The organism is Variovorax sp. 350MFTsu5.1, from assembly GCF_048302515.1.
GTDB lineage: Bacteria > Pseudomonadota > Gammaproteobacteria > Burkholderiales > Burkholderiaceae_C > Variovorax > Variovorax guangxiensis.
Map to the genome: position 1 here is coordinate 3,703,448 of NZ_CP157620.1, position 21,225 is coordinate 3,724,672.

The 21,225-nt window shown below is 66.4% G+C and carries 21 protein-coding genes; 2 read left to right on the forward strand and 19 right to left on the reverse strand.

Features of this window, described 5'->3' with window-relative positions:
* Together ABL843_RS16795 and ABL843_RS16800 are read left to right on the forward strand one after the other, a co-directional pair.
* On the forward strand, window positions 1–480 hold the full coding sequence (locus ABL843_RS16795) for a YhbY family RNA-binding protein (RefSeq protein WP_418116575.1): 480 nt from the start codon (window positions 1–3) through the stop codon (window positions 478–480).
* Window positions 481–521: 41 nt separating this feature from the next.
* Entirely contained in the window at window positions 522–1,241 is a 720-nt protein-coding gene (locus ABL843_RS16800; protein WP_418116576.1) for a glycosyltransferase, read from the forward strand.
* Window positions 1,242–1,320: 79 nt separating this feature from the next.
* Here the strand turns inward: ABL843_RS16800 and ABL843_RS16805 are convergent, their stop codons facing one another.
* From ABL843_RS16805 to pyrH, 19 genes are all read right to left on the reverse strand, one after another.
* A complete protein-coding gene (locus tag ABL843_RS16805; RefSeq protein ID WP_418116577.1) occupies window positions 1,321–1,746 on the reverse strand; it encodes a DUF4149 domain-containing protein in 426 nt (141 codons plus the stop codon).
* Window positions 1,747–1,757: 11 nt separating this feature from the next.
* Window positions 1,758–2,234 (reverse strand): transcription elongation factor GreA, encoded by a 477-nt coding sequence (gene greA, locus ABL843_RS16810; RefSeq protein WP_126024038.1) that lies wholly within the window; start codon window positions 2,232–2,234, stop codon window positions 1,758–1,760.
* Between the two features lie 64 nt (window positions 2,235–2,298).
* Entirely contained in the window at window positions 2,299–3,168 is an 870-nt protein-coding gene (locus tag ABL843_RS16815; RefSeq protein ID WP_418116578.1) for a Kdo hydroxylase family protein, read from the reverse strand.
* Between the two features lie 14 nt (window positions 3,169–3,182).
* On the reverse strand, window positions 3,183–6,431 hold the full coding sequence (gene carB, locus ABL843_RS16820) for a carbamoyl-phosphate synthase large subunit (protein ID WP_418116579.1): 3,249 nt from the start codon (window positions 6,429–6,431) through the stop codon (window positions 3,183–3,185).
* Entirely contained in the window at window positions 6,424–7,617 is a 1,194-nt protein-coding gene (gene carA / locus ABL843_RS16825) for a glutamine-hydrolyzing carbamoyl-phosphate synthase small subunit (protein ID WP_184637582.1), read from the reverse strand. Before carA ends, carB begins: the two co-directional genes overlap by 8 nt.
* Window positions 7,618–7,759: 142 nt before the next feature.
* Complete coding sequence (locus ABL843_RS16830; protein ID WP_418116580.1) at window positions 7,760–8,545, reverse strand: TrmH family RNA methyltransferase; 786 nt, start codon at window positions 8,543–8,545, stop codon at window positions 7,760–7,762.
* A 10-nt stretch (window positions 8,546–8,555) separates the two neighbouring features.
* Window positions 8,556–9,281 (reverse strand): ribonuclease HII, encoded by a 726-nt coding sequence (gene rnhB / locus ABL843_RS16835; protein WP_260319257.1) that lies wholly within the window; start codon window positions 9,279–9,281, stop codon window positions 8,556–8,558.
* Complete coding sequence (lpxB, locus tag ABL843_RS16840) at window positions 9,253–10,401, reverse strand: lipid-A-disaccharide synthase (protein WP_418116581.1); 1,149 nt, start codon at window positions 10,399–10,401, stop codon at window positions 9,253–9,255. Before lpxB ends, rnhB begins: the two co-directional genes overlap by 29 nt.
* A 10-nt stretch (window positions 10,402–10,411) precedes the next feature.
* Entirely contained in the window at window positions 10,412–11,200 is a 789-nt protein-coding gene (lpxA, locus tag ABL843_RS16845) for an acyl-ACP--UDP-N-acetylglucosamine O-acyltransferase (RefSeq protein ID WP_418116582.1), read from the reverse strand.
* A gap of 34 nt (window positions 11,201–11,234) precedes the next feature.
* Window positions 11,235–11,708: a 3-hydroxyacyl-ACP dehydratase FabZ gene (fabZ, locus tag ABL843_RS16850; RefSeq protein ID WP_184637576.1), complete on the reverse strand. Its 474-nt coding sequence runs from the start codon at window positions 11,706–11,708 to the stop codon at window positions 11,235–11,237.
* Window positions 11,705–12,682: a UDP-3-O-(3-hydroxymyristoyl)glucosamine N-acyltransferase gene (gene lpxD / locus ABL843_RS16855; protein ID WP_184637574.1), complete on the reverse strand. Its 978-nt coding sequence runs from the start codon at window positions 12,680–12,682 to the stop codon at window positions 11,705–11,707. Before lpxD ends, fabZ begins: the two co-directional genes overlap by 4 nt.
* 14 nt (window positions 12,683–12,696) lie before the next feature.
* A complete protein-coding gene (locus ABL843_RS16860; protein ID WP_126024027.1) occupies window positions 12,697–13,248 on the reverse strand; it encodes an OmpH family outer membrane protein in 552 nt (183 codons plus the stop codon).
* The gene (gene bamA / locus ABL843_RS16865) at window positions 13,249–15,681 is read right to left on the reverse strand and encodes an outer membrane protein assembly factor BamA (RefSeq protein ID WP_126024025.1); all 2,433 of its coding nucleotides are present in this window, start codon (window positions 15,679–15,681) and stop codon (window positions 13,249–13,251) included.
* 38 nt (window positions 15,682–15,719) lie between these two features.
* Window positions 15,720–17,093, reverse strand: a complete 1,374-nt coding sequence (rseP, locus tag ABL843_RS16870) for an RIP metalloprotease RseP (RefSeq protein WP_418116583.1) — start codon at window positions 17,091–17,093, stop codon at window positions 15,720–15,722.
* 27 nt (window positions 17,094–17,120) lie between these two features.
* Window positions 17,121–18,311 carry a 1-deoxy-D-xylulose-5-phosphate reductoisomerase gene (gene ispC / locus ABL843_RS16875; RefSeq protein WP_184637569.1) on the reverse strand — a complete coding sequence of 397 codons (1,191 nt, stop codon included), beginning with the start codon at window positions 18,309–18,311 and terminating at the stop codon, window positions 17,121–17,123.
* Window positions 18,308–19,153 (reverse strand): phosphatidate cytidylyltransferase, encoded by an 846-nt coding sequence (locus ABL843_RS16880; RefSeq protein ID WP_126024020.1) that lies wholly within the window; start codon window positions 19,151–19,153, stop codon window positions 18,308–18,310. Before ABL843_RS16880 ends, ispC begins: the two co-directional genes overlap by 4 nt.
* 18 nt (window positions 19,154–19,171) lie before the next feature.
* Window positions 19,172–19,894: a polyprenyl diphosphate synthase gene (gene uppS, locus ABL843_RS16885; RefSeq protein ID WP_418116584.1), complete on the reverse strand. Its 723-nt coding sequence runs from the start codon at window positions 19,892–19,894 to the stop codon at window positions 19,172–19,174.
* An 8-nt stretch (window positions 19,895–19,902) separates the two neighbouring features.
* Complete coding sequence (frr, locus tag ABL843_RS16890; RefSeq protein ID WP_126024017.1) at window positions 19,903–20,463, reverse strand: ribosome recycling factor; 561 nt, start codon at window positions 20,461–20,463, stop codon at window positions 19,903–19,905.
* 11 nt (window positions 20,464–20,474) lie between these two features.
* Window positions 20,475–21,197 carry a UMP kinase gene (gene pyrH, locus ABL843_RS16895; RefSeq protein ID WP_093202350.1) on the reverse strand — a complete coding sequence of 241 codons (723 nt, stop codon included), beginning with the start codon at window positions 21,195–21,197 and terminating at the stop codon, window positions 20,475–20,477.
* Window positions 21,198–21,225 lie beyond the last annotated feature (28 nt).

Here is a 21,225-nt window from a genome sequence, read left to right on the forward strand (position 1 = left end):
ATGCCCGCCATTCAACTTACCCCTGCCGAGCGCAAGGTGCATCGCGCCGAAGCTCACCACCTGGATCCGATCGTCATGGTCGGTGGAGACGGGCTCACCCCTGCCGTGAAGAAGGAAGCCGACGCGGCGCTCAAGGCCCACGGCCTGATCAAGATCCGAGTCTTCTCCGACGACCGCCTGGCCCGCGACGCCATGCTGCGCGAACTGGCCGAAGAACTCGACGCCGCCCCCATCCAGCACATCGGCAAGCTGCTCGTGCTGTGGCGCCCCAAGGTCGAGAAGGAGCGCGTGGTCGACGAAGACCGCATGCCCGGCCCGCGCGACGTGAAGATCGTCAAGTACAGCAAGCGCGGCGGCCAGCGCCCTGAAATCAAGACCCTGCGCGTGCTCGGCAACCAGCGCCTCACCCCTGGCGGCACCATCAAGCGCGCCAAGGCGAAACGGCCCCTGTCGGTCAAGAAACGCAACCAGACGGATTGAACTTGGCGCCAGCGCAAGGCGCCCAGCGCCATATCCTCTGCATGAAGTGGGGCACGAAGTACGGCCCCGAATACGTCAATCGGCTCTACGCGATGGTCCGCCGCAACCTCGGCGGCGACTTTAAGTTCGTCTGCCTGACCGACGACGGCAACGGTGTTCGCCCCGAGGTGACCTGCCTGCCGATTCCCCCGCTCAACCTGCATCTGGCCCCCGGCCAGCGCGACGGCGCCTGGAAGAAGCTCACCACCTTCGAGAAAGACCTGCACGGCCTGAGCGGCCCCGCCCTCTTCCTCGACCTCGACGTGGTGGTCGTCGGCAGCCTGGACGCGTTTTTCGAGCAGCCGGGCGAGTTCCTGATCATTCACGACTACGACCGTCCCTGGCGACGCGGGCGCATCACAGGCAACTCGTCGGTCTACCGCTTCGAGCTCGGCGCCCATGCCGACGTGCTGGCCTATTTCCGCGCCAACATGTACAAGGTCCAGGCCGAGTACCGCAACGAGCAGACCTACCTGTCGGACGTGCTCCACAAGCAGGGCAAGCTGTCCTACTGGCCCGACGGCTGGTGCCCCAGCTTCAAGTACCACGGCATCCCGACCTGGCCGACCAACTACTGGGAAGAGCCCTTCGTGCCCGAAGGCGCGCGGATCATGGTGTTCCACGGCGAATGCAACCCGCCCGACGCGCTGGCTGGCCGCCGCAACCGCGCCTTCCGGTTCATCAAGCCGGCGCGCTGGGTCGCGAAATACTGGAAAGAGTAGCAGCGCCCTGCAGAAACAGAAAAGAGAAAAGGCGGCCCGCGAGCCGCCTTTTTCTTTGCCGTGCGTTCCGTCGTTGCCTTCAGCCCGTCGTGCGGCCTCCCACGCGCCACAGCACCACGCCGGCACAGAGCCACTGCACGAAGTACATGCCCGTTCCCATGGCATGCCACAGTTTCAGGTTCTCCCGCGCCACAATGCGCGGCGCCACCGCGTACTGCTGCAGCAGCGCCAGCAGCAACGCGCCCAGGATGAAGAAGATGGTCGTCATCGCCGGCCCGCTCATGCGCTCGTCGGCCTTCGAGCGGAAGTGGATCAGCAGGATCACCCCGCAGGCGATGGCGATCCAGCTCTGTGCCTCGAACAGCTGCGCCGCGAAATTGCCCGCCACCGCCGGGTTGCCCAGCTTCGCGAACAGCATCGGCACGACGAGAAAGCCGATCGTCGTCAGGCTGCCCCACCAGAAGGCAGCCAGCATCAGCGCAATACGGTCTTTCAGGTCCTTCATGCGCGCGGCGATCAGAGGTAGCTGACCGCCACGATCTCGTAGCGCTTCAGGCCGCCGGGCGTCTGCACCTCGGCGGTGTCGCCCTCTTCCTTGCCGATGAGCGCGCGGGCGATCGGGCTGGAAACGTTGATCAGGCCCTGCTTCAGGTCGGCCTCGTCCTCGCCCACGATCTGGTACTTGACGGCGTCGCCGCTGTCTTCTTCCTCGAGTTCCACGGTGGAGCCGAACACCACCTTGCCGCCGGCGTCGAGCTCGCTGGGGTCGATCACCTGCGAGGCGGAGAGCTTGCCCTCGATCTCCAGGATGCGGCCTTCGATGAAGCCCTGGCGGTCCTTGGCGGATTCGTACTCGGCGTTTTCGCTGATGTCACCCTGCGCGCGCGCTTCGGCGATCGCATTGATGACGGCGGGGCGGTCCACCGACTTGAGCCGGCGCAGTTCTTCGCGCAGCTTCTCCGCGCCGCGCTTGGTGATGGGGATGGTCGCCATATCTAGTTCTCCATAAAGCGAAACCGCCGAACGCTGCCGTTCGGCGGTCGATGGGGGACTGCGCTCAGACGAGCGTCCGTCCTGTCAGCCGGCTCAGGATGGCGAGCGGGCTCGAAGCGGGATTGTATTGCTTGGAAGCGTCCAGGTGGAGGGTCTGCTCGAGCATGTACTGGCCCGCCATCACGGCGTGCGAGGTCTGGTCGGAGAAGCAGACCCACACCGAACCCGGCGGGAACTTCGCGGTTTCCTGCGGCGAGTTCTCCTGATAGGCCATGTCCGACTTCATGCCGTCGTGCAGTTGCAGCATGAGGTGGTCGTACTCGCTGCGGAACGACTTGGTCACATGCAGCGCCTGCAGCAGCTTGGCCTGCCAGCGCGAATAGGGCTTGGCGCGCGGCAGGAAGCGCTTCGCGATGTCCTCGAAGGGTTCGCCCACGCGCCACACGCGCGGCGCGCCGTCGGGATTCACGTTGGTGAAGACGCGCAGGATGCGCTCGCCGTAGTTCGGCCGCGACGGGAATGCATCGACATGCAGGCGCCGGTCGTCGGCGCGCCACGACTGCACCCGCGTCTCGACCTGCGCAGGACGGTAGCTGGTCGGCGCCAGCCGCAGCGCCGGCGCGTAGTGCGGCAGCAGCCCGTGGATGAGCTGCGTGGCCTGCGCCCTGAAGCGCCCCACCATCGCGGCAGCCGTCCGCTGTACCGTCTCGTCGCCCACGGCGCCCTTGAGCTTGCCGTTGGCGTCGAGGCTGATGTTGCGCACATCGGGCGACAGCAGGCTGGGCGTGAGCAGGCTGCGCTCTTCGGGCAGCAGCTCGAAACCCAGGCGCGGAAAGCACAGCACCTTGCCCGCTTCCAGCTCCGCGATCCACGCCTCGTTGGGCGTGGCCGCGTTCCAGTCGGTCAGGCCGAGTTCGACGAGCTGCGTTTCCATGATCGCGATGACGCTCAGGCCGCGGCCAGTTGCGCGTGCATTTCCTGCACCGAGATCACGCCGAGCTCGTCCATGAAGCCCATGCCCTCGACCGCGGCTTCGGCGCCGAAGATCGTGGTGAAGGTCGTCACGCGCGCCTGCAGCGCCGAGGTGCGGATCTGGCGCGAGTCGGTGATCGCGTTGCGGCGCTCTTCGACCGTGTTGATGACCAGGGCGATCTCGTTGTTCTTGATCATGTCCACGATGTGCGGGCGGCCTTCCGTCACCTTGTTCACCGTCGCGCACTCGACGCCGGCGGCATTGATGGCGGCGGCCGTGCCCTTGGTCGCGATCAACTCGAAGCCCAGCTTGGCCAGGCCGCGAGCCACTTCGACCGCGCGCGCCTTGTCGTTGTTCTTCACCGAGATGAAGACCTTGCCCGACTTCGGCAGGTGCGTACCGGCACCCAGCTGCGACTTCACGAAGGCTTCGCCGAAGGTCTTGCCCACGCCCATGACTTCGCCGGTCGACTTCATTTCGGGGCCGAGGATGGTGTCCACGCCCGGGAACTTGACGAACGGGAACACGGCTTCCTTCACGCTGAAGTACGGCGGCGTCACTTCCTTCTCGATGCCCTGCGACTTCAGCGACTGGCCGGCCATGCAGCGTGCCGCAACCTTTGCCAGCTGGATGCCGGTGGCCTTGCTCACGTAAGGCACGGTGCGCGAGGCGCGCGGGTTCACTTCGAGCACGTAGATGACGTCCTTGCCGTCCTTCTGCTGGATGGCGAACTGCACGTTCATCAGGCCGACCACATTCAGCGCGGCCGCCATGGCGGCGCTCTGGCGCTTCAGCTCGGCCACCGTCTCGGCGCTCAGGCTGTAGGGCGGCAGCGAGCAGGCGGAGTCGCCCGAGTGCACGCCGGCCTGTTCGATGTGCTCCATCACGCCGCCGATGAGAGTCTGGCCCTCGGCGTCGCGCAGGCAGTCGACGTCGCATTCCACGGCGTCGTTCAGGAAGCGGTCGAGCAGCACCGGCGAATCGTTGCTGACCTTGACGGCTTCGCGCATGTAGCGCTCGAGGTCACGCTGCTCGTGCACGATTTCCATCGCGCGGCCGCCCAGCACGTAGCTGGGGCGCACCACCAGCGGATAGCCCAGCTGCGAGGCCTTCTCCAGCGCCTCGGCTTCGGTACGAGCAGTGGCGTTCGGCGGCTGCAGCAGCTTGAGCTCGTGCAGCAGCTTCTGGAAGCGCTCGCGGTCTTCGGCAGCGTCGATCATGTCGGGCGAGGTGCCGATGATCGGCACGCCGTTGGCTTCCAGGTCGAGGGCGAGCTTCAGCGGCGTCTGGCCGCCGTACTGCACGATCACGCCCAGCGGCTTTTCCTTGTCGACGATCTCGAGCACGTCTTCCAGCGTCAGCGGCTCGAAGTACAGGCGGTCCGAGGTGTCGTAATCGGTCGACACGGTCTCGGGGTTGCAGTTGACCATGATGGTCTCGTAGCCGTCCTCGCGCATGGCGAGCGCGGCGTGCACGCAGCAGTAGTCGAACTCGATGCCCTGGCCGATGCGGTTGGGACCGCCGCCGAGCACCATGATCTTCTTCTTGTCGCTCGGGTCGGCCTCGCACTCGTCCTCGTAGGTCGAGTACATGTAGGCCGTGTTGGTGGCGAACTCGGCCGCGCAGGTGTCCACGCGCTTGTAGACCGGGCGCACGCCCAGGGCGCGGCGCTTCTCGCGGATGGCCGTGTCGGTGGTGCGCAGCTGCTTGGCCAGACGGCGGTCGGAGAAGCCCTTCTGCTTCAGCAGGCGCAGCGTGGCGGCGTCGATGTCGTCGAGCGACTTGGTTTCCAGCTCGAGCTCGATCTTCACGATTTCCTCGATCTGCACCAGGAACCACGGGTCGATCTTCGTGAGCGCGAACACTTCATCGACGCTCATGCCCTGGGCGAAGGCATCGCCCACGTACCAGATGCGCTCGGGGCCGGGCTCGCCCAGTTCCTTCTCGAGCACTTCGCGGTCCTGCGTCTTCTCGTTCATGCCGTCGACGCCGACTTCGAGGCCGCGCAGCGCCTTCTGGAACGACTCCTGGAAGGTGCGGCCCATGGCCATCACCTCGCCCACCGACTTCATCTGCGTCGTCAGGCGCGAATCTGCCTGCGGGAACTTCTCGAACGCGAAGCGCGGGATCTTGGTGACGACGTAGTCGATCGAGGGCTCGAACGAGGCCGGCGTGGCACCTCCGGTGATCTCGTTGCGCAGCTCGTCGAGCGTGTAGCCGACGGCCAGCTTGGCCGCGACCTTGGCGATCGGGAAGCCCGTGGCCTTGGAGGCCAGCGCCGACGAACGAGACACGCGCGGGTTCATCTCGATGACGACCATGCGGCCGTCCTTCGGGTTGATGGAGAACTGCACGTTCGAGCCTCCGGTGTCCACGCCGATCTCGCGCAGCACCGCCAGCGAGGCGTTGCGCAGGATCTGGTATTCCTTGTCGGACAGCGTCTGGGCGGGGGCCACGGTGATCGAGTCGCCGGTGTGCACGCCCATCGGGTCGAGGTTTTCGATGGAGCAGACGATGATGCAGTTGTCGGCCTTGTCGCGCACGACTTCCATCTCGTACTCCTTCCAGCCGAGCAGCGATTCTTCGATCAGCAGCTCGTTGGTCGGCGAGGCTTCGATGCCGCGCTTGCAGATGGTCTCGAACTCTTCCGGGTTGTAGGCGATGCCGCCGCCGGTGCCGCCGAGCGTGAAGCTGGGGCGGATCACGGTCGGGAAGCCGACATGCTTCTGCACCGCCCAGGCCTCTTCCATCGAGTGCGCGATGCCGGAACGGGCCGAGCCCAGTCCGATCTTGGTCATCGCGTCCTTGAACTTCAGGCGGTCTTCGGCCTTGTCGATGGCCTCGGGCGTGGCGCCGATCAGCTCGACGGGCCTGTTGGTGGCAGCGCCCGTGTACTTGTCGAGCACGCCGTTGCGCCACAGGTCGAGCGCGCAGTTCAGCGCGGTCTGGCCGCCCATGGTCGGCAGGATCGCGTCGGGGCGCTCCTTGGCGATGATCTTCTCGACCGTCTGCCAGGTGATGGGCTCGATGTAGGTGACGTCGGCCGTGGCCGGGTCGGTCATGATCGTCGCGGGGTTGCTGTTGATCAGGATGACCTTGTAGCCCTCTTCGCGCAGCGCCTTGCAGGCCTGCACGCCGGAGTAGTCGAACTCGCAGGCCTGGCCGATGATGATCGGGCCGGCGCCGATGATGAGGATCGATTTGAGGTCTGTGCGCTTAGGCATTCTCTTTCTCCGTCTTTTCCGTCTTGTTCTTTTCCATGAGTGCCGTGAAGCGATCGAACAGGTAGCCGATGTCGTGCGGGCCAGGCGAGGCTTCAGGGTGGCCCTGGAAGCAGAACGCGGGCTTGTCGGTGCGAGCCAGGCCCTGCAGCGTGTTGTCGAACAGGCTGATGTGGGTGGGACGCAGGTTGGCCGGCAGCGACTTCTCGTCGACCGCGAAGCCGTGGTTCTGGCTGGTGATGCTCACGCGGCCGTTGTCCAGGTCCTTCACCGGATGGTTCGCGCCGTGGTGGCCGAACTTCATCTTGAAGGTCTTGGCGCCGGAGGCCAGCGCCATGATCTGGTGGCCCAGGCAGATGCCGAAGGTGGGAATGCCGGTCTCGATCAGCTCCTTGACGGCGCTGATGGCGTAGTCGCAGGGCTCCGGGTCGCCAGGGCCGTTGGCCAGGAAGATGCCGTCCGGCTTCAACTTGAGCACGTCGGCCGCGGGCGTCTGCGCCGGCACCACGGTGATGCGCGCGCCACGCTGGGCGATCATGCGCAGGATGTTCTTCTTGACGCCGTAGTCGAAGGCCACGACGTGGAACTTCGGCGTGATCTGCACGCCATAGCCCGAGCCCAGCTTCCACTCGGTCTCGGTCCACTCGTAGGTCTGCTTGACCGACACCACCTTGGCGAGGTCGAGGCCCGCCATGCTCGGCGCGGCCTTGGCGGAGGCGATGGCCTTGTCGATCAGCGCCTGCGTCACGGTCTCGCCCGCGGCCAGGCCCAGGATGCAGCCGTTCTGGGCGCCGTTGGTGCGCAGGTGGCGGGTGAGCTTGCGGGTGTCGATGTTCGCGATGGCCACGGTGTTGCCGGACACGAGGTACTCGGTCAGCGTGGCGGTCTTGCGGAAGTTGGAGGCGACGAGTGGCAGGTCCTTGATGATCAGGCCCGCGGCATGGATCTTGTCGGCTTCGATGTCCTCGCCGTTGACGCCGTAGTTGCCGATGTGCGGATACGTGAGCGTCACGATCTGCTGGCAGTAGCTCGGGTCGGTAAGGATTTCCTGGTAACCGGTCATGGCGGTGTTGAACACCACTTCACCGGTCGTGGAGCCGGTGGCTCCGATCGAGTTGCCGAGAAAGACCGTGCCGTCTGCGAGCGCCAGGATGGCGGGCGGGAAACTTCCCTTGAGAGACAAAAGCACTGGGTTCTCCGGATGGTTACGGTCGCCCGGAGCCTCAGGCGTATAGCCTGGGGACTGCTGCTTAAGGGGAAGATGGCGTTGTAGGCGGCCGGGCGACGCTGATTTGCGAGTAAGCCCCCGATTGTAGCCCGGACTGGGTGTGTTATTCGGCCAGCAGGGCTGCTCCGCTCGCATGCAGGCAGATCGCCGCGGCCGCGGCCACGTTCAGCGACTCCTCTCCGCCCGGCTGCGCGATGCGGATATGGTGCGAGGCCCGGGCTTCCAGCGCCGCCGAAACGCCCTGCCCCTCGTGCCCCATAAGCCAGGCGCAGGGATGCGGCAGATCGGCCTTGTGCAGCCAGTCGCCGCGGTGCGAGCTGGTCGCCACCAGGGGCACTCTCAGGCTGTCGAGCACATCTGCGTCCACACCTTCGATCAGCCGCAGGCCGAAATGCGCCCCCATGCCGGCGCGCAGCACCTTGGGCGCCCACAGCGCGGCCGTGCCCTTGAGCGCGATCACCTGCGCGAAGCCGAATGCGGCGGCGCTGCGCAGGATGGAGCCGGCATTGCCGGCGTCCTGCAGACGGTCGAGCACGACGCTCGGGGCATCGGGCAGCAATTCGGGGCGGGCCGGTACGTCGAGCACGAAGCCCATCGGCGCTGGCGACTCGAGGCCGCTGACGTCGCGCAGCAGGCTGTCCGCGACAACTACGGTTTTGATAGCACCCATCGACCACTCCGCCGGCGCTTTCGGCCAGAACGACTCCGAGAACACGGCAATGGCGGGCTTCACGCTCCGCGCCAGCGCCGCCCGGCACAGATGGTCGCCCTCGAGCCAGATGCGGCCCAGCTTGCGATAGGCGCCCGGATCCTGGGCAAGCTTGCGCAAGTCCTTGAGCAGGGGGTTGTCGCGCGAGCTGATGTGGCTGGCGCCGGTATCGGAAGTCATCGGGCCGGGTTCAGGGAGCAGCGCGAAGCTCGGAGCGCGCAACCTCGATGGCACCGATGCCCATCGCCGGCTGCCCATCGGATTCGGCCGGCAGCATCACGTTCAGGACGCCGCCGGTGCGGAGGAGCGCCGCCGCCACCGGGCTGAAGGACTTCCGGTGATGCACGCAGGCACCATGGCGCTGCAGCGCCTCCAGATGCTCCGGCGTGCCGTAGCCCTTGTGGCCCGCAAAGCCGTAGTGCGGGAATTCGACGTGCAGTTGCTCGCACAGCCGGTCGCGGTGCACCTTCGCCAGGATCGACGCGGCGGAAATCGCCTTGACCCTGGCGTCGCCCTTCACGATGGCCTCGGCGAGCACGTCCAGCGTGGGCAGGCGGTTGCCGTCGACCAGCACCTTCACCGGCTTGAGCCGCAGCCCCTCGACGGCCCGGCGCATCGCCAGCATGGTCGCCTGCAGGATGTTGTGGGTGTCGATTTCCTCGACGGTAGCCTGCGCGATGGAGCAGCACAGCGCCTTGGCGAGGATCTGGTCGTGCAGGCGTTCGCGCTGCAGCGCGGTCAGCGTCTTGGAGTCCGCGAGACCGCGGATGGGCCGCATGTCGTCGAGGATCACGGCTGCAGCCACCACGGGCCCTGCCAGGGGCCCGCGGCCCGCCTCGTCGACGCCCGCGATCAGGCCGGGTGCGTCCCACACCAGCGGGGCCTGCTCAGCCTTCAAGAACTTTCTGGATCGCATCGGCGCAGAGTGTGGGCGTATCGCGCTGCAATTGCGCATGCAGCTCTGAAAATCTTTGTTGCAGCGCCCGGGTCCTTTCAGGCGCGTCCAGCCAGTCGAGCGTGGCCCGGGCCAGCGCCTCGGGGGTGGCGGCCTCCTGCAGCAGCTCGGGCACCACGAAATCGCGGCACAGGATGTTGGGCAATCCCACCCAGGGCTGCAGTTGCTTGCGCCGCATGAGGCGCCACGAAAGCGCGTTCATGTTGTAGGCGATGACCATCGGCCGCTTGAACAGGGCCGCCTCGAGCGTGGCGGTGCCGCTGGCGATCAGCGTGGCGTCGCAGGCGGCCAGCACCGCATGCGACTGGCCGTCGAGCAGCCTGACGCGCCCGGCCATGCCGCTGGCCTGCAGCAAGGCTTCGACTTCGGCGCGAAGGCCCGGAATGATGGGCGCCACGAACTGCAGTTCCGGCCGCGCATTGTGCATCAGCGCCGCGGCGGCGAAGAAACGGGCGGCCAGGTAGCGGATCTCGGAACGGCGGCTGCCCGGCAGCAGCGCGACGACCGGCGCATCGGGCGCCAGGCCAAGCGCGGCGCGCGCACCAGCCTGGTCGGGCACCATCGGGATCACGTTCGCGACGGGATGGCCCACGTAGCTCGCGGCCACGCCCTTCTCCGCCAGCAAGGCGGGTTCGAACGGGAAGATGCACAGTAAGTGGTCCGCCGCTGCCCGGATCTTCTCGATGCGCTCAGGCCGCCACGCCCAGATCGACGGGCAGACGAAGTGCACCGTCTTCATGCCCTGGCTGCGCAGGCCGGCTTCGAGGTCGAGGTTGAAATCGGGTGCGTCGACGCCGATGAAGAGCTGGGGCCGCTCCTGCAGCAGCCGCGCCTTGAGCTGGCGGCGGATGCCGGCAATTTCGGCGTAGTGCCGCAGCACCTCGATGTAGCCACGCACCGCGAGCTTTTCCTGCGGCCACCAGCTCTGGAAGCCGTGGGCCAGCATGCGGGGCCCGCCGATGCCGACGGTCTGGAGGTCGGGCCAGCGCGCCAGCAGCCCGTCGAGCAGCAGGCCGGCCAGCAGGTCGCCGGACGCTTCGCCCGCGACCAGCGCGAAGCGTCGCTGTCCGTCGTTCTGCATGGCCGTCACTTCAGCGCGCGATGCCGCGCGTCGAATTGGCGAGGAAGGATTCCATCAGCGCGACGTCGCCGGCCGCTTCGGGCATTTCGGTCGCCAACGCGGCGATGCCTGCGCGCGCCTCGTCGAGCGTCTTGCCCTGGCGGTACAGCAGGCGATGCATCTGCTTCACCGCGGCGAGCCGCTGCGCGGAGAAATCGCGCCGGCGCAGGCCGACGATGTTGAAGCCGCGCACCGCCAGCGGATTGCCGTCGACCAGCATGAAAGGCGGCACGTCCTGCGTGACCGCGCTCGCGAAGCCGAGCATGGCGTGGGCTCCGATGGAGACGAACTGGTGGATGCCCGTGAGCCCGCCGACCGTCACCCAGTCGGCAAGGTGCACATGCCCGGCCAGCGTGGTGTTGTTGGCGAGCGTGGTGTGGTCGTCGACGCGGCAGTCGTGGGCGATGTGCGTGTACGCCATGATCCAGTTGTCGTTGCCGACACGCGTGACGCCCCCCGCCCCCGGCACGCCGAGGTTGAAGGTGCAGAACTCGCGGATCACGTTGCGGTCGCCGATGACGAGCTCGGTAGGCTCGCCGGCGTATTTCTTGTCCTGCGGAATGGCGCCGAGGGACGAAAACTGGAAGATCCTGTTGTCGCGCCCGATGGTGGTGCGGCCCTCGATCATGCAGTGCGCGCCGATGGTGGTGCCCGCGCCTATGCGCACGTGCGGGCCGATCACGGTATAGGGCCCGACCGACACCGAGGCGTCGAGCTGTGCCTGGGGGTCGACGACGGCCGTCGAATGAACCTGGGTCATGCCTTGTGAAGAAGCAACTGGCTGCGGCCGGCCATCAGTTGATCTGGCGCATGGCGCACATCAGCGACGCCTCGCAGGCGAGCTCGGTGCCCACCAGGGCCCGGCCCTTGAACTTGGAGATGCCCGCCTTCATGCGCTCGATCTCGACTTCGAGGGTGAGTTGGTCGCCCGGCTCCACCGGACGCTTGAAGCGGGCGCCGTCGATGGCAGCGAAGTAGTAGACGGTGTTGTCGTCCGGCACGATGTCCAGCGAATGGAACGACAGCAGCGCCGCCGCCTGGGCCATCGCTTCGAGCATCAGCACGCCCGGCATCACCGGGCGGTGCGGGAAGTGGCCGTTGAAGAACGGCTCGTTCATCGTCACGTTCTTGAGCGCCGTGATGCGCTTGCCCTTTTCCATGTCCAGCACGCGGTCCACCAGCAGGAACGGGTAGCGGTGAGGCAGCAGCTTGAGGATTTGATGGATATCGAGCGTCGTCATGATTTTCTGTTCCTGCATCGTCGTCATTTTTTCGAGGGAGCCTTCTCCAGCGCCTTCAGTCGTTCGCGCAGGCTGTGCAACTGCTTGAGCGTTGCCGCATTCTTTTCCCAGTTCGCATTGTCATCGATGGGAAACATGCCGGTGTATTGGCCGGCCTTGTGGATGGACCGGGTGACCACGGTCGCGGCCGACACATGCACGCCGTCGGCGACCGTCAGATGACCCAGCACGATGGCGCCGCCACCGAAGGTGCAGCCGGCCCCGATGATGGCGCTCCCGGCCACGCCGACGCAGCCCGCCATGGCCGTGTTCTTGCCGACCCGGACGTTATGGCCGATCTGGATCAGGTTGTCGAGCTTCACGCCGTCTTCGATGACGGTGTCGTCCAGCGCGCCGCGGTCGATGCAGGTGTTGGCACCGATCTCGACGTCGTTGCCGATGCGCACGGCTCCGAGCTGCTCGATCTTGACCCAGCGCCCCTCGTGTGGAGCGAGGCCGAAGCCGTCGGCGCCGATCACCACGCCGGGATGCAGCAGGCAGCGCTCGCCGATGACGCAGTCCTCGCTGACCGTCACGCGCGACTTCAGCACGGTGCCCGCGCCGATGCGGGCGCCCCGCTCCACCACGCACAGCGCGCCGATGCGCGCCGTGGCGTCGACTAGCGCTTCAGGATGGATCACCGCGCTGGGATGGACGCGGTCGGCCTCCGGGCGCGCATGGTGCGCCTTCCACAGCTGCGTGAGACGGGCGAAGTAGAGGTACGGATCGGGCGTGACGATGTAGGCGCCACGCGCAGCTGCTGCCTCGCGCATGGCGGGCGACACGATCACGCAGGCGGCCTTCGAAGCCGCCAACTCCTGCTGGTATTTGGGATGGCTCAGGAAGCTGAGCGCATCGGGCTGTGCATTCTGGAGAGGCGCGAGCCGCTCGATGGACAGCGCCGCATCGCCATGAAGCTCGCCCCCGAGGGCGTCAACAATGGCTCCGAGCTGCAGTGACACGCCGGTTCGCGGCGTTACTTGCCGGCCGCGGGCGCAGGAGAAGCGACGGACGCGTTCAGCGCCTTGATCACCTTGTCGGTGATGTCGTGCTTCGGATTGATGTAGATCGCTTCCTGCAGGATGGCGTCGTACTTCTCGGCCTCGGCCACCTGCTTCACCACGCGGTTGGCGCGCTCGTAGACCTGCTGGAGCTCTTCGTTTTTGCGCGCGTTCAGGTCTTCCTGGAACTCGCGGCGCTTGCGCTGGAAGTCGCGGTCCTGATCGACCAGGGCGCGCTGGCGGGCAACGCGCTGGGTTTCAGACAGGGTGGGAGCCTCGCGCTCGAACTTCTCGGAAGCAGCCTTCAGGGCATCGCCCTGCGCGGTCAGGTCTTTCTCGCGCTTCAGGAACTCCGCCTCGAGCTTTGCCTGGGCAGTCTTCGCGGGCTGCGCTTCACGCAGCACGCGGTCCGGGTTCACAAAGCCGATGCGAAAAGTTTCCTGCGCCTGTGCCTGGGCAGGTGCCGTGGCAAGTGCGAAAGCGGGAATCAACAACGCGCCGGCCGCGGCGCGGATCAAATGCTTCATTTAGAAAGACGTTCCGATCTGGAATTGGAGGCGCTGAATTCTATCCTTCGGGATATAGCCTGCCGTGAACGGTTGCCCCACTTCCTTCTGGGACTTGATCGGGAAGGCGTAGGCAAGGCGCAGCGGGCCCAGCGGCGAGATCCAGCTGACGCCAAGGCCGACCGAGGCGCGCAGCTTCTTCTCGGCCTTCCATTGCTCGTCGGTCACGCCGGCGGCACGGGTGCCGAAGACGTTGCCGACGTCGAAGAAGCCGTACAGACGCAGGGTGCGGTCGTTGCCGGCGCCGGGGAACGGCGTGCTCAGCTCCGCATTGAAGATCGCCTTCTTCGTACCCCCGATGGCCGCGCCTTCGCTCTGCAGGAACAGCGGCGCATCACGCGGACCCAGCGAGTTCTGCTCGAAGCCGCGCACCGAACCCAGGCCACCCGCGTAGAAGTTCTTGAAGATCGGATAGACCTTGTTGCCGAAGGCCTTGGCGTAGCCGACCTCGCCGTTGATCGAGAAGGTGTACTGCTTGTTGATTGCGAAGAACTGTTGGTACTGGTAGTTCGTCTTGACGTACTTCATGTCACCGGCGGCACCCACCTCGAGGTTGGCGCGTTGCAGGCGGCCGGTGGTCGGGATCAGCGCGCTGTCGCGGCTGTCGCGGCCCCAGCCGACGCTCAGCGGAATGCCCCAGACGCTCTTCTGGTCGCAGCCGGTCACCAGCAGGCCCGTCGGGTCCTTCTTGCACTGGAAATAGTTGAGGTACGACGGCGGCGTGTACAGGCCGGAGAAGGCGGTCGAGCTGTTGGGATCGAACGCATAGCGCTCGATGCCGACGCCGAAGAAGACGGTGTCGACCTCGCTGAACGGCACACCGAAGCGCACTGATGCGCCCTGGTTCACCAGCTTGTAGTCGCCGTCGGTCGAGGTCTGGTACGGACGCGTCGTGGTGTGGTAGATGCTGAAAGTACGCGAGATGCCGTCGGCCGTGAAGTACGGGTCGGTAGCCGTCAGCGACAGCGTGCGGTTGTACTTGCTGGTGTTGACCTGCACGCCCAGGAAGTTGCCCGAGCCGAACACGTTCTCCTGCGAGATGCCGAAGGTCAGCGCGACCTTTTCCGCGCTGGAGTAGCCCGCGCCGAGCTGCAGGCTGCCAGTGGGTTTCTCAACCACGCTGACGGTCAGGTCCACCTGGTCCGGCGAGCCGGGCACTTCCTGCGTATCGACGTTCACTTCGGTGAAGAAGCCCAGGCGGTCCACGCGGTCGCGCGAGAGCTTGATCTTGTCCCCGTCGTACCAGGAGGCCTCGTACTGGCGGAACTCGCGACGGATCACCTCGTCGCGGGTCTTGTTGTTGCCGCCGACCGAAACGCGGCGCACGTACACGCGGCGCGAGGGCTCGGCCTGTAGCGTGAGGGCCACGCGGTTGTTGACGCGGTCGATCTCGGGGCGTGCCTGTACGCGCGCAAAGGCGTAGCCGAAGGTGCCGAAGTAGTCGTTGAACGCCTTGGTGGTCTCCGTGACCTGCTCGCCGTTGTAGGGCTCGCCCGGCTTGATGGTGATGAGCGACTTGAACTCGTCGTCGCGGCCGAGGTAGTTGCCATCGAGCTTGACGCTCGACACCACGAACTTCTCGCCTTCGGTGATGTTCACCGTCACCGTCAGGTCCTTGCGGTCCGGGGAGATCGCGACCTGCGTCGAGTCGATGCGGAACTCGAGATAGCCGCGCGTGATGTAGTACGAGCGCAGGGTTTCGAGGTCGGCGTTGAGCTTGGCGCGCGAATACTGATTCGACTTCGTGTACCAGCTCATGAAGCCGCCGCTGTCCTGGTCGAACAGGCTCAGCAGCGTCGATTCGCTGAAGGCCTTGTTGCCCACCACGCGCACTTCGCGGATGCGGGCCGACTCGCCTTCGGTCACGGTGAAGGTCAGGTTGACGCGGTTGCGCTCGATGGGCGTGACGGTGGTCACGACCTGCGCGTTGTAGAGGCTGCGGCTCACGTATTGGCGCTTGAGCTCCTGCTCCGCACGGTCGGCCAGAGCCTTGTCGTAGGGGCGGCCATCGGCCAGGCCCACTTCGCGCAGCGCCTTCTGCAGCGCAGCCTTGTCGAATTCCTTGGTGCCGACGAAGTCGACATCGGCGATGGTCGGACGCTCTTCCACGATGACCACCAGCACGTTGCCGTTCACGTCGATGCGCACGTCCTTGAACAACCCCAGATCGAACAGCGCGCGAATCGCAGCGGAGCCGCGCTCGTCGCTGTAGGTATCGCCCACGCGAAGCGGCAGCGACGCGAAGACCGTACCGGCCTCGACGCGTTGCAGGCCTTCGACGCGGATGTCGCGCACCGTGAAAGGTTCGACTGCCCAGGCGGCCGAAGCCGCAAGCGCACTGGCAACCACCGCAACAACGCTACGCAGGCGAAAGCGACTGAAGTTTTTGTTCATCTGTGAATTGAGCCGGCACGGAAAGGGCCGGCAGAAAGTTAACCAAAGAGCCGCGTGACGTCGTTGAAGAGTGCGACCGACATCATGACCAGCAGCAGGGCCACACCCCCGCGCTGAAGCCGTTCCATCCAGGCGTCAGAGACGCTCTTGCCGGTCAGGCCCTCCCAAAGATAATACATCAGGTGTCCTCCATCGAGGACCGGCAGCGGCATGAGATTGAGCACCCCGAGGCTCACGCTGATGAGCGCCAGGAAGACCAGGTACTGGGTGAAACCGAGGCTTGCGGACTTGCCCGCGTAGTCCGCGATGGTGAGCGGACCGCTGAGATTCTTGATCGACGCCTCGCCGATGACCATCTTGCCCATCATGCGCACGGTCAGCGCCGAAACCTCCCAGGTACGCACCACGCCGCGCCAGATGCCGTCGACCACGCCCTGACGCACGGTCACCATTTCGGGCGGCGCGCCAACATAGGCGCCCACGCGCCCCACCTTGACGCCGCCCTCTTCCCGCACCTCGGGCTTCACGTCGATGGCGAGCGCCCGGCCGCCGCGCTCGATCTGCCATGCCTGCGTGCGCGGCTGGCCACCGTCGACCGACGCCCGGATCGCCTCGCGCAGCTGCTGCCCGTCGATGATCGGCGTGCCGCCGATGGCGCGCACCACGTCGCCGTTGAGCAGGCCCGCCGCTTCGGCCGCGCTGCCCTTCATGACTTCGCCGATCTCGGGGCGCGTCAGGGGCGCCAGCACGCCGATCTTGCGGAACATCTGCGGATCGGCGTCCTTGGTCTCCATGCGGCTGAGCGGAAGCACCAGCTCGCGAGCGGGCCGACCGCCCTCGCCCGCGACCTCGAGCTTCAGGTCACGACCATCGAGCGCTCCGCGCGTCATGCGCCAGCGCAGGTCCTCGAAGGACTGGACCGGCGTCAGCTCGCCATCGAACCCAGCCCGGGAGATGTGCTCGCCGCCCTTCAGGCCCGCCGACTCGGCAAGGGAGCCTGCTACCGGCCGCGCCAATGTGGCGACCGGCTCCTGCACGCCGATCCAGTTGACTGCCGTGTAGAGCGCCACCGCCAGCAGCAGATTGGCGATCGGCCCCGCGGCCACGATGGCCGCGCGCGAACGCAGCGGCTGCGTGTTGAAGGCGCGGTGGCGTTCCTCGGGCGCCACGGGGCCTTCACGCTCGTCGAGCATCTTGACGTAGCCGCCGAAGGGAAATGCGCCGATGACGAACTCGGTCTGCTGGCCCGGATGCTGGCGCCTGGGCTGCCAACGGAAAAGCGCCTTGCCGAAACCGACGGAGAAGCGCTCCACCTTGACGCCGCAGGCCACCGCCACACGATAGTGGCCGTATTCGTGCACCGCGATCAGGACACCGAGCGCAACCACAAAGGCTATGACAGTAAGCAGCATCGGAGTCCTTGCTTTACGAGGGAGGCGTCAGGCAGCGAATCGCAGCGCCGCGGCATTGGCTGCCGCCCGGGCGCTGGCGTCGATCGCCAGCAGGTCGGCCAGCGATGCCGGCTTGGAGGGGGCGACTCTTTCCAAAGTTTCCATGTTGACCGCGTGTATGCAATCGAAACGCAGGCGGCGGTTGAGGAATGCTTCAACTGCGACCTCGTTGGCGGCATTGAGCACAGCCGTCGTACCGGGCGCGGCGCGCAGCGCGTGCCATGCAAGGCCCAGCCCGGGGAAGAGAGCCGCATCGGGTGATTCGAAGGTCAGCGAGCCCATCTGCCGGAAGTCGAGCCGCGCGGCGCCGCTTTCGATGCGCTCGGGCCAGGCCAGGCCCACCGCGATCGGCACCCGCATGTCGGGCGTGCCGAGCTGGGCGATGACCGACGCATCGGTGAACTGCACCATCGAGTGCACCACGCTCTGCGGATGGATGACCACCTCGATCTGCTCGGGCGAGACGCCGAACAGATGACGCGCCTCGATCACCTCGAGCGCCTTGTTCATCATCGTGGCCGAATCGACCGAAATCTTGCGGCCCATGACCCAGTTCGGATGGGCGCAGGCCTGCTCGGGCGTCACCGCGCCCAGTGTTTCCGGCGCACGGGTGCGGAACGGGCCTCCCGAGGCAGTCAGGATGATCTTGTCGATGCGCCGCGCCCAGGTGGACGGGTCCTCGGGCAGCGACTGGAAGATGGCGGAATGCTCGCTGTCGATGGGCAGCAGCGTCGCCCCACCCTCGCGCACGGTGCGCATGAAGAGTTCGCCGCCGACGACCAGCGCTTCCTTGTTGGCCAGCAGGAGCCGCTTGCCGGCGCGCGCGGCAGCCAGGCATGGCCCCAGGCCGGCGGCACCGACGATGGCGGCCATCACGGAATCGACCTCGTCGTGCGACGCTATCGTTTCGAGAGCATCGCCCTCCATCAACACGACCGTCTTCAGGCCATTCTGCTGGAGCTTCTCGGCCAGCAGCGCGGCGTGCGGCGCGCTGGCCATCACGGCGAACCTGGGCGTGAACTGGGCGCACTGCGCCAGCAACTCGTCGACCTTGGTGGCCGCGGAAAGCGCGAAAACCTCGAAGCGCTCGGGGTGGCGCGAAATGACGTCGAGCGTGCTCACGCCGACCGAACCGGTCGAGCCGAGCACCGTGACGCGTTGTCTTCTGGGTGAATTCACAGGAAAGCCAGCATCATGGCAATGGGAAGCGCCGGCAAGAGGGCATCCACGCGGTCGAGGACGCCGCCGTGGCCGGGCAGCAGCCTGCTGCTGTCCTTGGCGCCGGCGCTGCGCTTGATGAGAGATTCGACGAGGTCGCCCACGACGCTCATGGCCGCGAGGAACAGCGCGGCCAGCAACAGCAGCCACCAGCCACGCTCGGCGAGACGGGTATACAGGCTGGCCACCGTGGCGCCCGCGGCCTTGTCGGCCCAGACCCAGGCGAAAGCCAGCACCACCACGCCGACCATGCCGCCCCAAACGCCCTCCCAACTCTTGCCGGGACTGATCGCCGGAGCGAGCTTGTTGCGGGTGAACTTGAGGCCGAAGGCCCGGCCGGCGAAATAGGCGAATACGTCGGCCACCCACACCAGCACGAGGATCGACAGCAGGAAGTTGATGCCGATCATGCGCGCCTGCACCGCAGCCAGCCAAGCTACCCACAGCGCCAGCAGGCCACCGACCAGTCGAAGGCCGCGCGGAATGCGGGGCCAGCCCGGCACTGCCACGCGCAGCAAAGCCGCGCCGCCCAGCACCCAGGCAGCGCTCGCCAGGGTCCACATCACGACCAGGGGTTGCTCCAGCAGCCCGAGCCACCAGGAGAGCCCGCACAGCACCACCGTCTCGGCACCGAGGAACAGCGACACCCCCTGCCCATAGCCGTTCAGACGCCCCCACTCCCAGGCGGCGGCGCCGATCAGCACCAGCATGACGCAGCCGAAGGGGATATAGCTTGGGTAGAACAGCGCCGGCAGCAGGATCGCGAGGAGCACGATCGCCGTGATGATGCGTTGCTTGAGCATGCGGAGGCTGCCTGACCGTCAGGCCGCGGCGGTGGAAGAGACTTGCGCCGAGGTCTGTCCGAAACGCCGCTCACGGCCCTGGAACGCGGCAATGGCCTCGTCCAGCGCTGCCTCGTCGAACTCGGGCCACAGCTTGTCGCTGAAGAAAAGCTCGGCGTAGGCACTCTGCCAGAGCAGGAAGTTGGAGAGACGCTGCTCGCCGCCGGTGCGGATGAACAGGTCGGGGTCGGGCACGTGGGCCAGGGCCATGGCGCGATCGAGGCTGAGCTCGGTGATCGCTTCGCCCTGTGCTGCAAGCTTGGCTGCGGCCTGTGCGATGTCCCAGCGGCCGCCGTAGTTGAAGCAGACGTTGAGCACAAGCCGGGTGTTGTGCGCCGTGGCGGCTTCGGCGTCGAGCAGGCCGCTCACCATCTTGGGCGACAGACCGGCGCGCTCGCCGACGAAATGCAGCCGCACGCCGTCGGCGCTGAGCTTGGGCACCTCGCGAGCAAGCGCACCGACCATCAGTTCCATCAGCCCGGAAACCTCCTCGACGGGACGGTTCCAGTTCTCGGACGAGAACGCGAACACGGTGAGCACACCCACGCCGCGCTCGGCGCAGGCCTTGACGCAGCGGCGCAGCGATTCGACGCCCTGCTTGTGCCCCGCGATGCGTGGAAGAAAGCGCCGCGTCGCCCAGCGGCCGTTGCCGTCCATGACGATGGCAACGTGGTGGGGAATGCGCAGCGCCGACGAGGCCATGGCGGGCCTCAAACGGCCATGATCTCCGCTTCCTTGGCCGCGACCAGGCGGTCGATTTCCGCGATATGGCGGTCGGTGACCTTCTGGATCTCGGCTTCGGCGCGCTTCTGGTCGTCTTCCGACGCCAGCTTTTCCTTGACCAGCTTCTTGACCGCTTCGTTCGCATCACGGCGCAGGTTGCGCGTGGCGATCTTGGCGCTCTCGCCTTCGTTGCGGACGAGCTTGGTCATTTCCTTGCGGCGCTCTTCGCTCATGGCCGGCAGCGGCACGCGGATCAGGTCGCCCATCGAGGCGGGGTTGAGGCCCAGGTCGCTTTCGCGGATGGCCTTCTCGATCTTGGCGCCCATGCCCTTTTCCCAGGGCTGCACGCTGAGCGTGCGCGAATCGAGCACCGACACGTTGGCCACCTGGCTCAGCGGCACCTGCGAGCCGTAGTACTCGACGTGGATCGCGTCGAGCAGCGCCGAGTTGGCGCGGCCGGTACGGATCTTGGTGAGGTTGTTCTGGAATGCGGCGATCGACTGGTTCATCTTCGCGTCGGTCGCACTGCGGATGTCTGCAATGGTCATCTCAAATACTCCTAGGCATGCACCAGCGTGCCTTCGTCCTCGCCCATGACGACGCGCTTGAGCGCGCCATTCTTGAAGATCGAGAACACCTTGATCGGCAGCTTCTGGTCGCGGCACAGCGCGAAGGCCGTGGCGTCCATGATGCCGAGGTTCTTCGCAATCGCCTCGTCGAAGGTCAGCGTGGCGTAGCGGGTCGCGTCGGGGTTGGTCTTGGGGTCGGCGGTATAGACGCCGTCGACCTTGGTCGCCTTGAGCACCAGCTCGGCGCCGATCTCGGCACCGCGCAGCGCGGCGGCCGTGTCGGTGGTGAAGAACGGGTTGCCCGTGCCGGCCGCGAACACCACGACCTTGCCCTCTTCGAGGTACTGCAGCGCCTTGGGGCGCACATAGGGCTCGACCACCTGCTCGATGGCGATGGCGGACATCACGCGGGCCACGAGGCCCTGCTTGTCCATCGCATCGGCCAGGGCCAGCGAGTTCATGACCGTGGCCAGCATGCCCATGTAGTCGGCGGTTGCGCGGTCCATGCCGACGGAGCCGCCCGCTACGCCGCGGAAGATGTTGCCGCCGCCGATCACGACCGCCACCTCGACACCCATGTTCACGACCTCGGCCACCTCCTGCACCATGCGCACGATGGTCGCACGGTTGATGCCGAAGGCGTCGTCACCCATCAATGCCTCTCCCGACAGCTTCAACAAGATTCGCTTGTGGGCTGGGCGGGCATCAGACATGGGCAATTTCCTTTGGTTGGGTCGGGAC

What these genes read in the sequence shown, in the direction of transcription:
- ABL843_RS16795 (WP_418116575.1), top strand. Translation starts at nt 1, where the DNA reads ATGCCCGCCATTCAACTTACCCCTGCCGAGCGCAAGGTGCATCGCGCC.
- rseP (WP_418116583.1), bottom strand. Translation starts at nt 17,093, where the DNA reads ATGCTGCTTACTGTCATAGCCTTTGTGGTTGCGCTCGGTGTCCTGATC.
- greA (WP_126024038.1), bottom strand. Translation starts at nt 2,234, where the DNA reads ATGGCGACCATCCCCATCACCAAGCGCGGCGCGGAGAAGCTGCGCGAA.
- rnhB (WP_260319257.1), bottom strand. Translation starts at nt 9,281, where the DNA reads ATGCGATCCAGAAAGTTCTTGAAGGCTGAGCAGGCCCCGCTGGTGTGG.
- frr (WP_126024017.1), bottom strand. Translation starts at nt 20,463, where the DNA reads ATGACCATTGCAGACATCCGCAGTGCGACCGACGCGAAGATGAACCAG.
- ABL843_RS16805 (WP_418116577.1), bottom strand. Translation starts at nt 1,746, where the DNA reads ATGAAGGACCTGAAAGACCGTATTGCGCTGATGCTGGCTGCCTTCTGG.
- ABL843_RS16880 (WP_126024020.1), bottom strand. Translation starts at nt 19,153, where the DNA reads ATGCTCAAGCAACGCATCATCACGGCGATCGTGCTCCTCGCGATCCTG.
- pyrH (WP_093202350.1), bottom strand. Translation starts at nt 21,197, where the DNA reads ATGTCTGATGCCCGCCCAGCCCACAAGCGAATCTTGTTGAAGCTGTCG.
- carB (WP_418116579.1), bottom strand. Translation starts at nt 6,431, where the DNA reads ATGCCTAAGCGCACAGACCTCAAATCGATCCTCATCATCGGCGCCGGC.
- ABL843_RS16815 (WP_418116578.1), bottom strand. Translation starts at nt 3,168, where the DNA reads ATGGAAACGCAGCTCGTCGAACTCGGCCTGACCGACTGGAACGCGGCC.
- lpxB (WP_418116581.1), bottom strand. Translation starts at nt 10,401, where the DNA reads ATGCAGAACGACGGACAGCGACGCTTCGCGCTGGTCGCGGGCGAAGCG.
- ABL843_RS16860 (WP_126024027.1), bottom strand. Translation starts at nt 13,248, where the DNA reads ATGAAGCATTTGATCCGCGCCGCGGCCGGCGCGTTGTTGATTCCCGCT.
- lpxA (WP_418116582.1), bottom strand. Translation starts at nt 11,200, where the DNA reads ATGACCCAGGTTCATTCGACGGCCGTCGTCGACCCCCAGGCACAGCTC.
- ABL843_RS16800 (WP_418116576.1), top strand. Translation starts at nt 522, where the DNA reads ATGAAGTGGGGCACGAAGTACGGCCCCGAATACGTCAATCGGCTCTAC.
- fabZ (WP_184637576.1), bottom strand. Translation starts at nt 11,708, where the DNA reads ATGACGACGATGCAGGAACAGAAAATCATGACGACGCTCGATATCCAT.
- bamA (WP_126024025.1), bottom strand. Translation starts at nt 15,681, where the DNA reads ATGAACAAAAACTTCAGTCGCTTTCGCCTGCGTAGCGTTGTTGCGGTG.
- uppS (WP_418116584.1), bottom strand. Translation starts at nt 19,894, where the DNA reads ATGGCCTCGTCGGCGCTGCGCATTCCCCACCACGTTGCCATCGTCATG.
- ABL843_RS16830 (WP_418116580.1), bottom strand. Translation starts at nt 8,545, where the DNA reads ATGACTTCCGATACCGGCGCCAGCCACATCAGCTCGCGCGACAACCCC.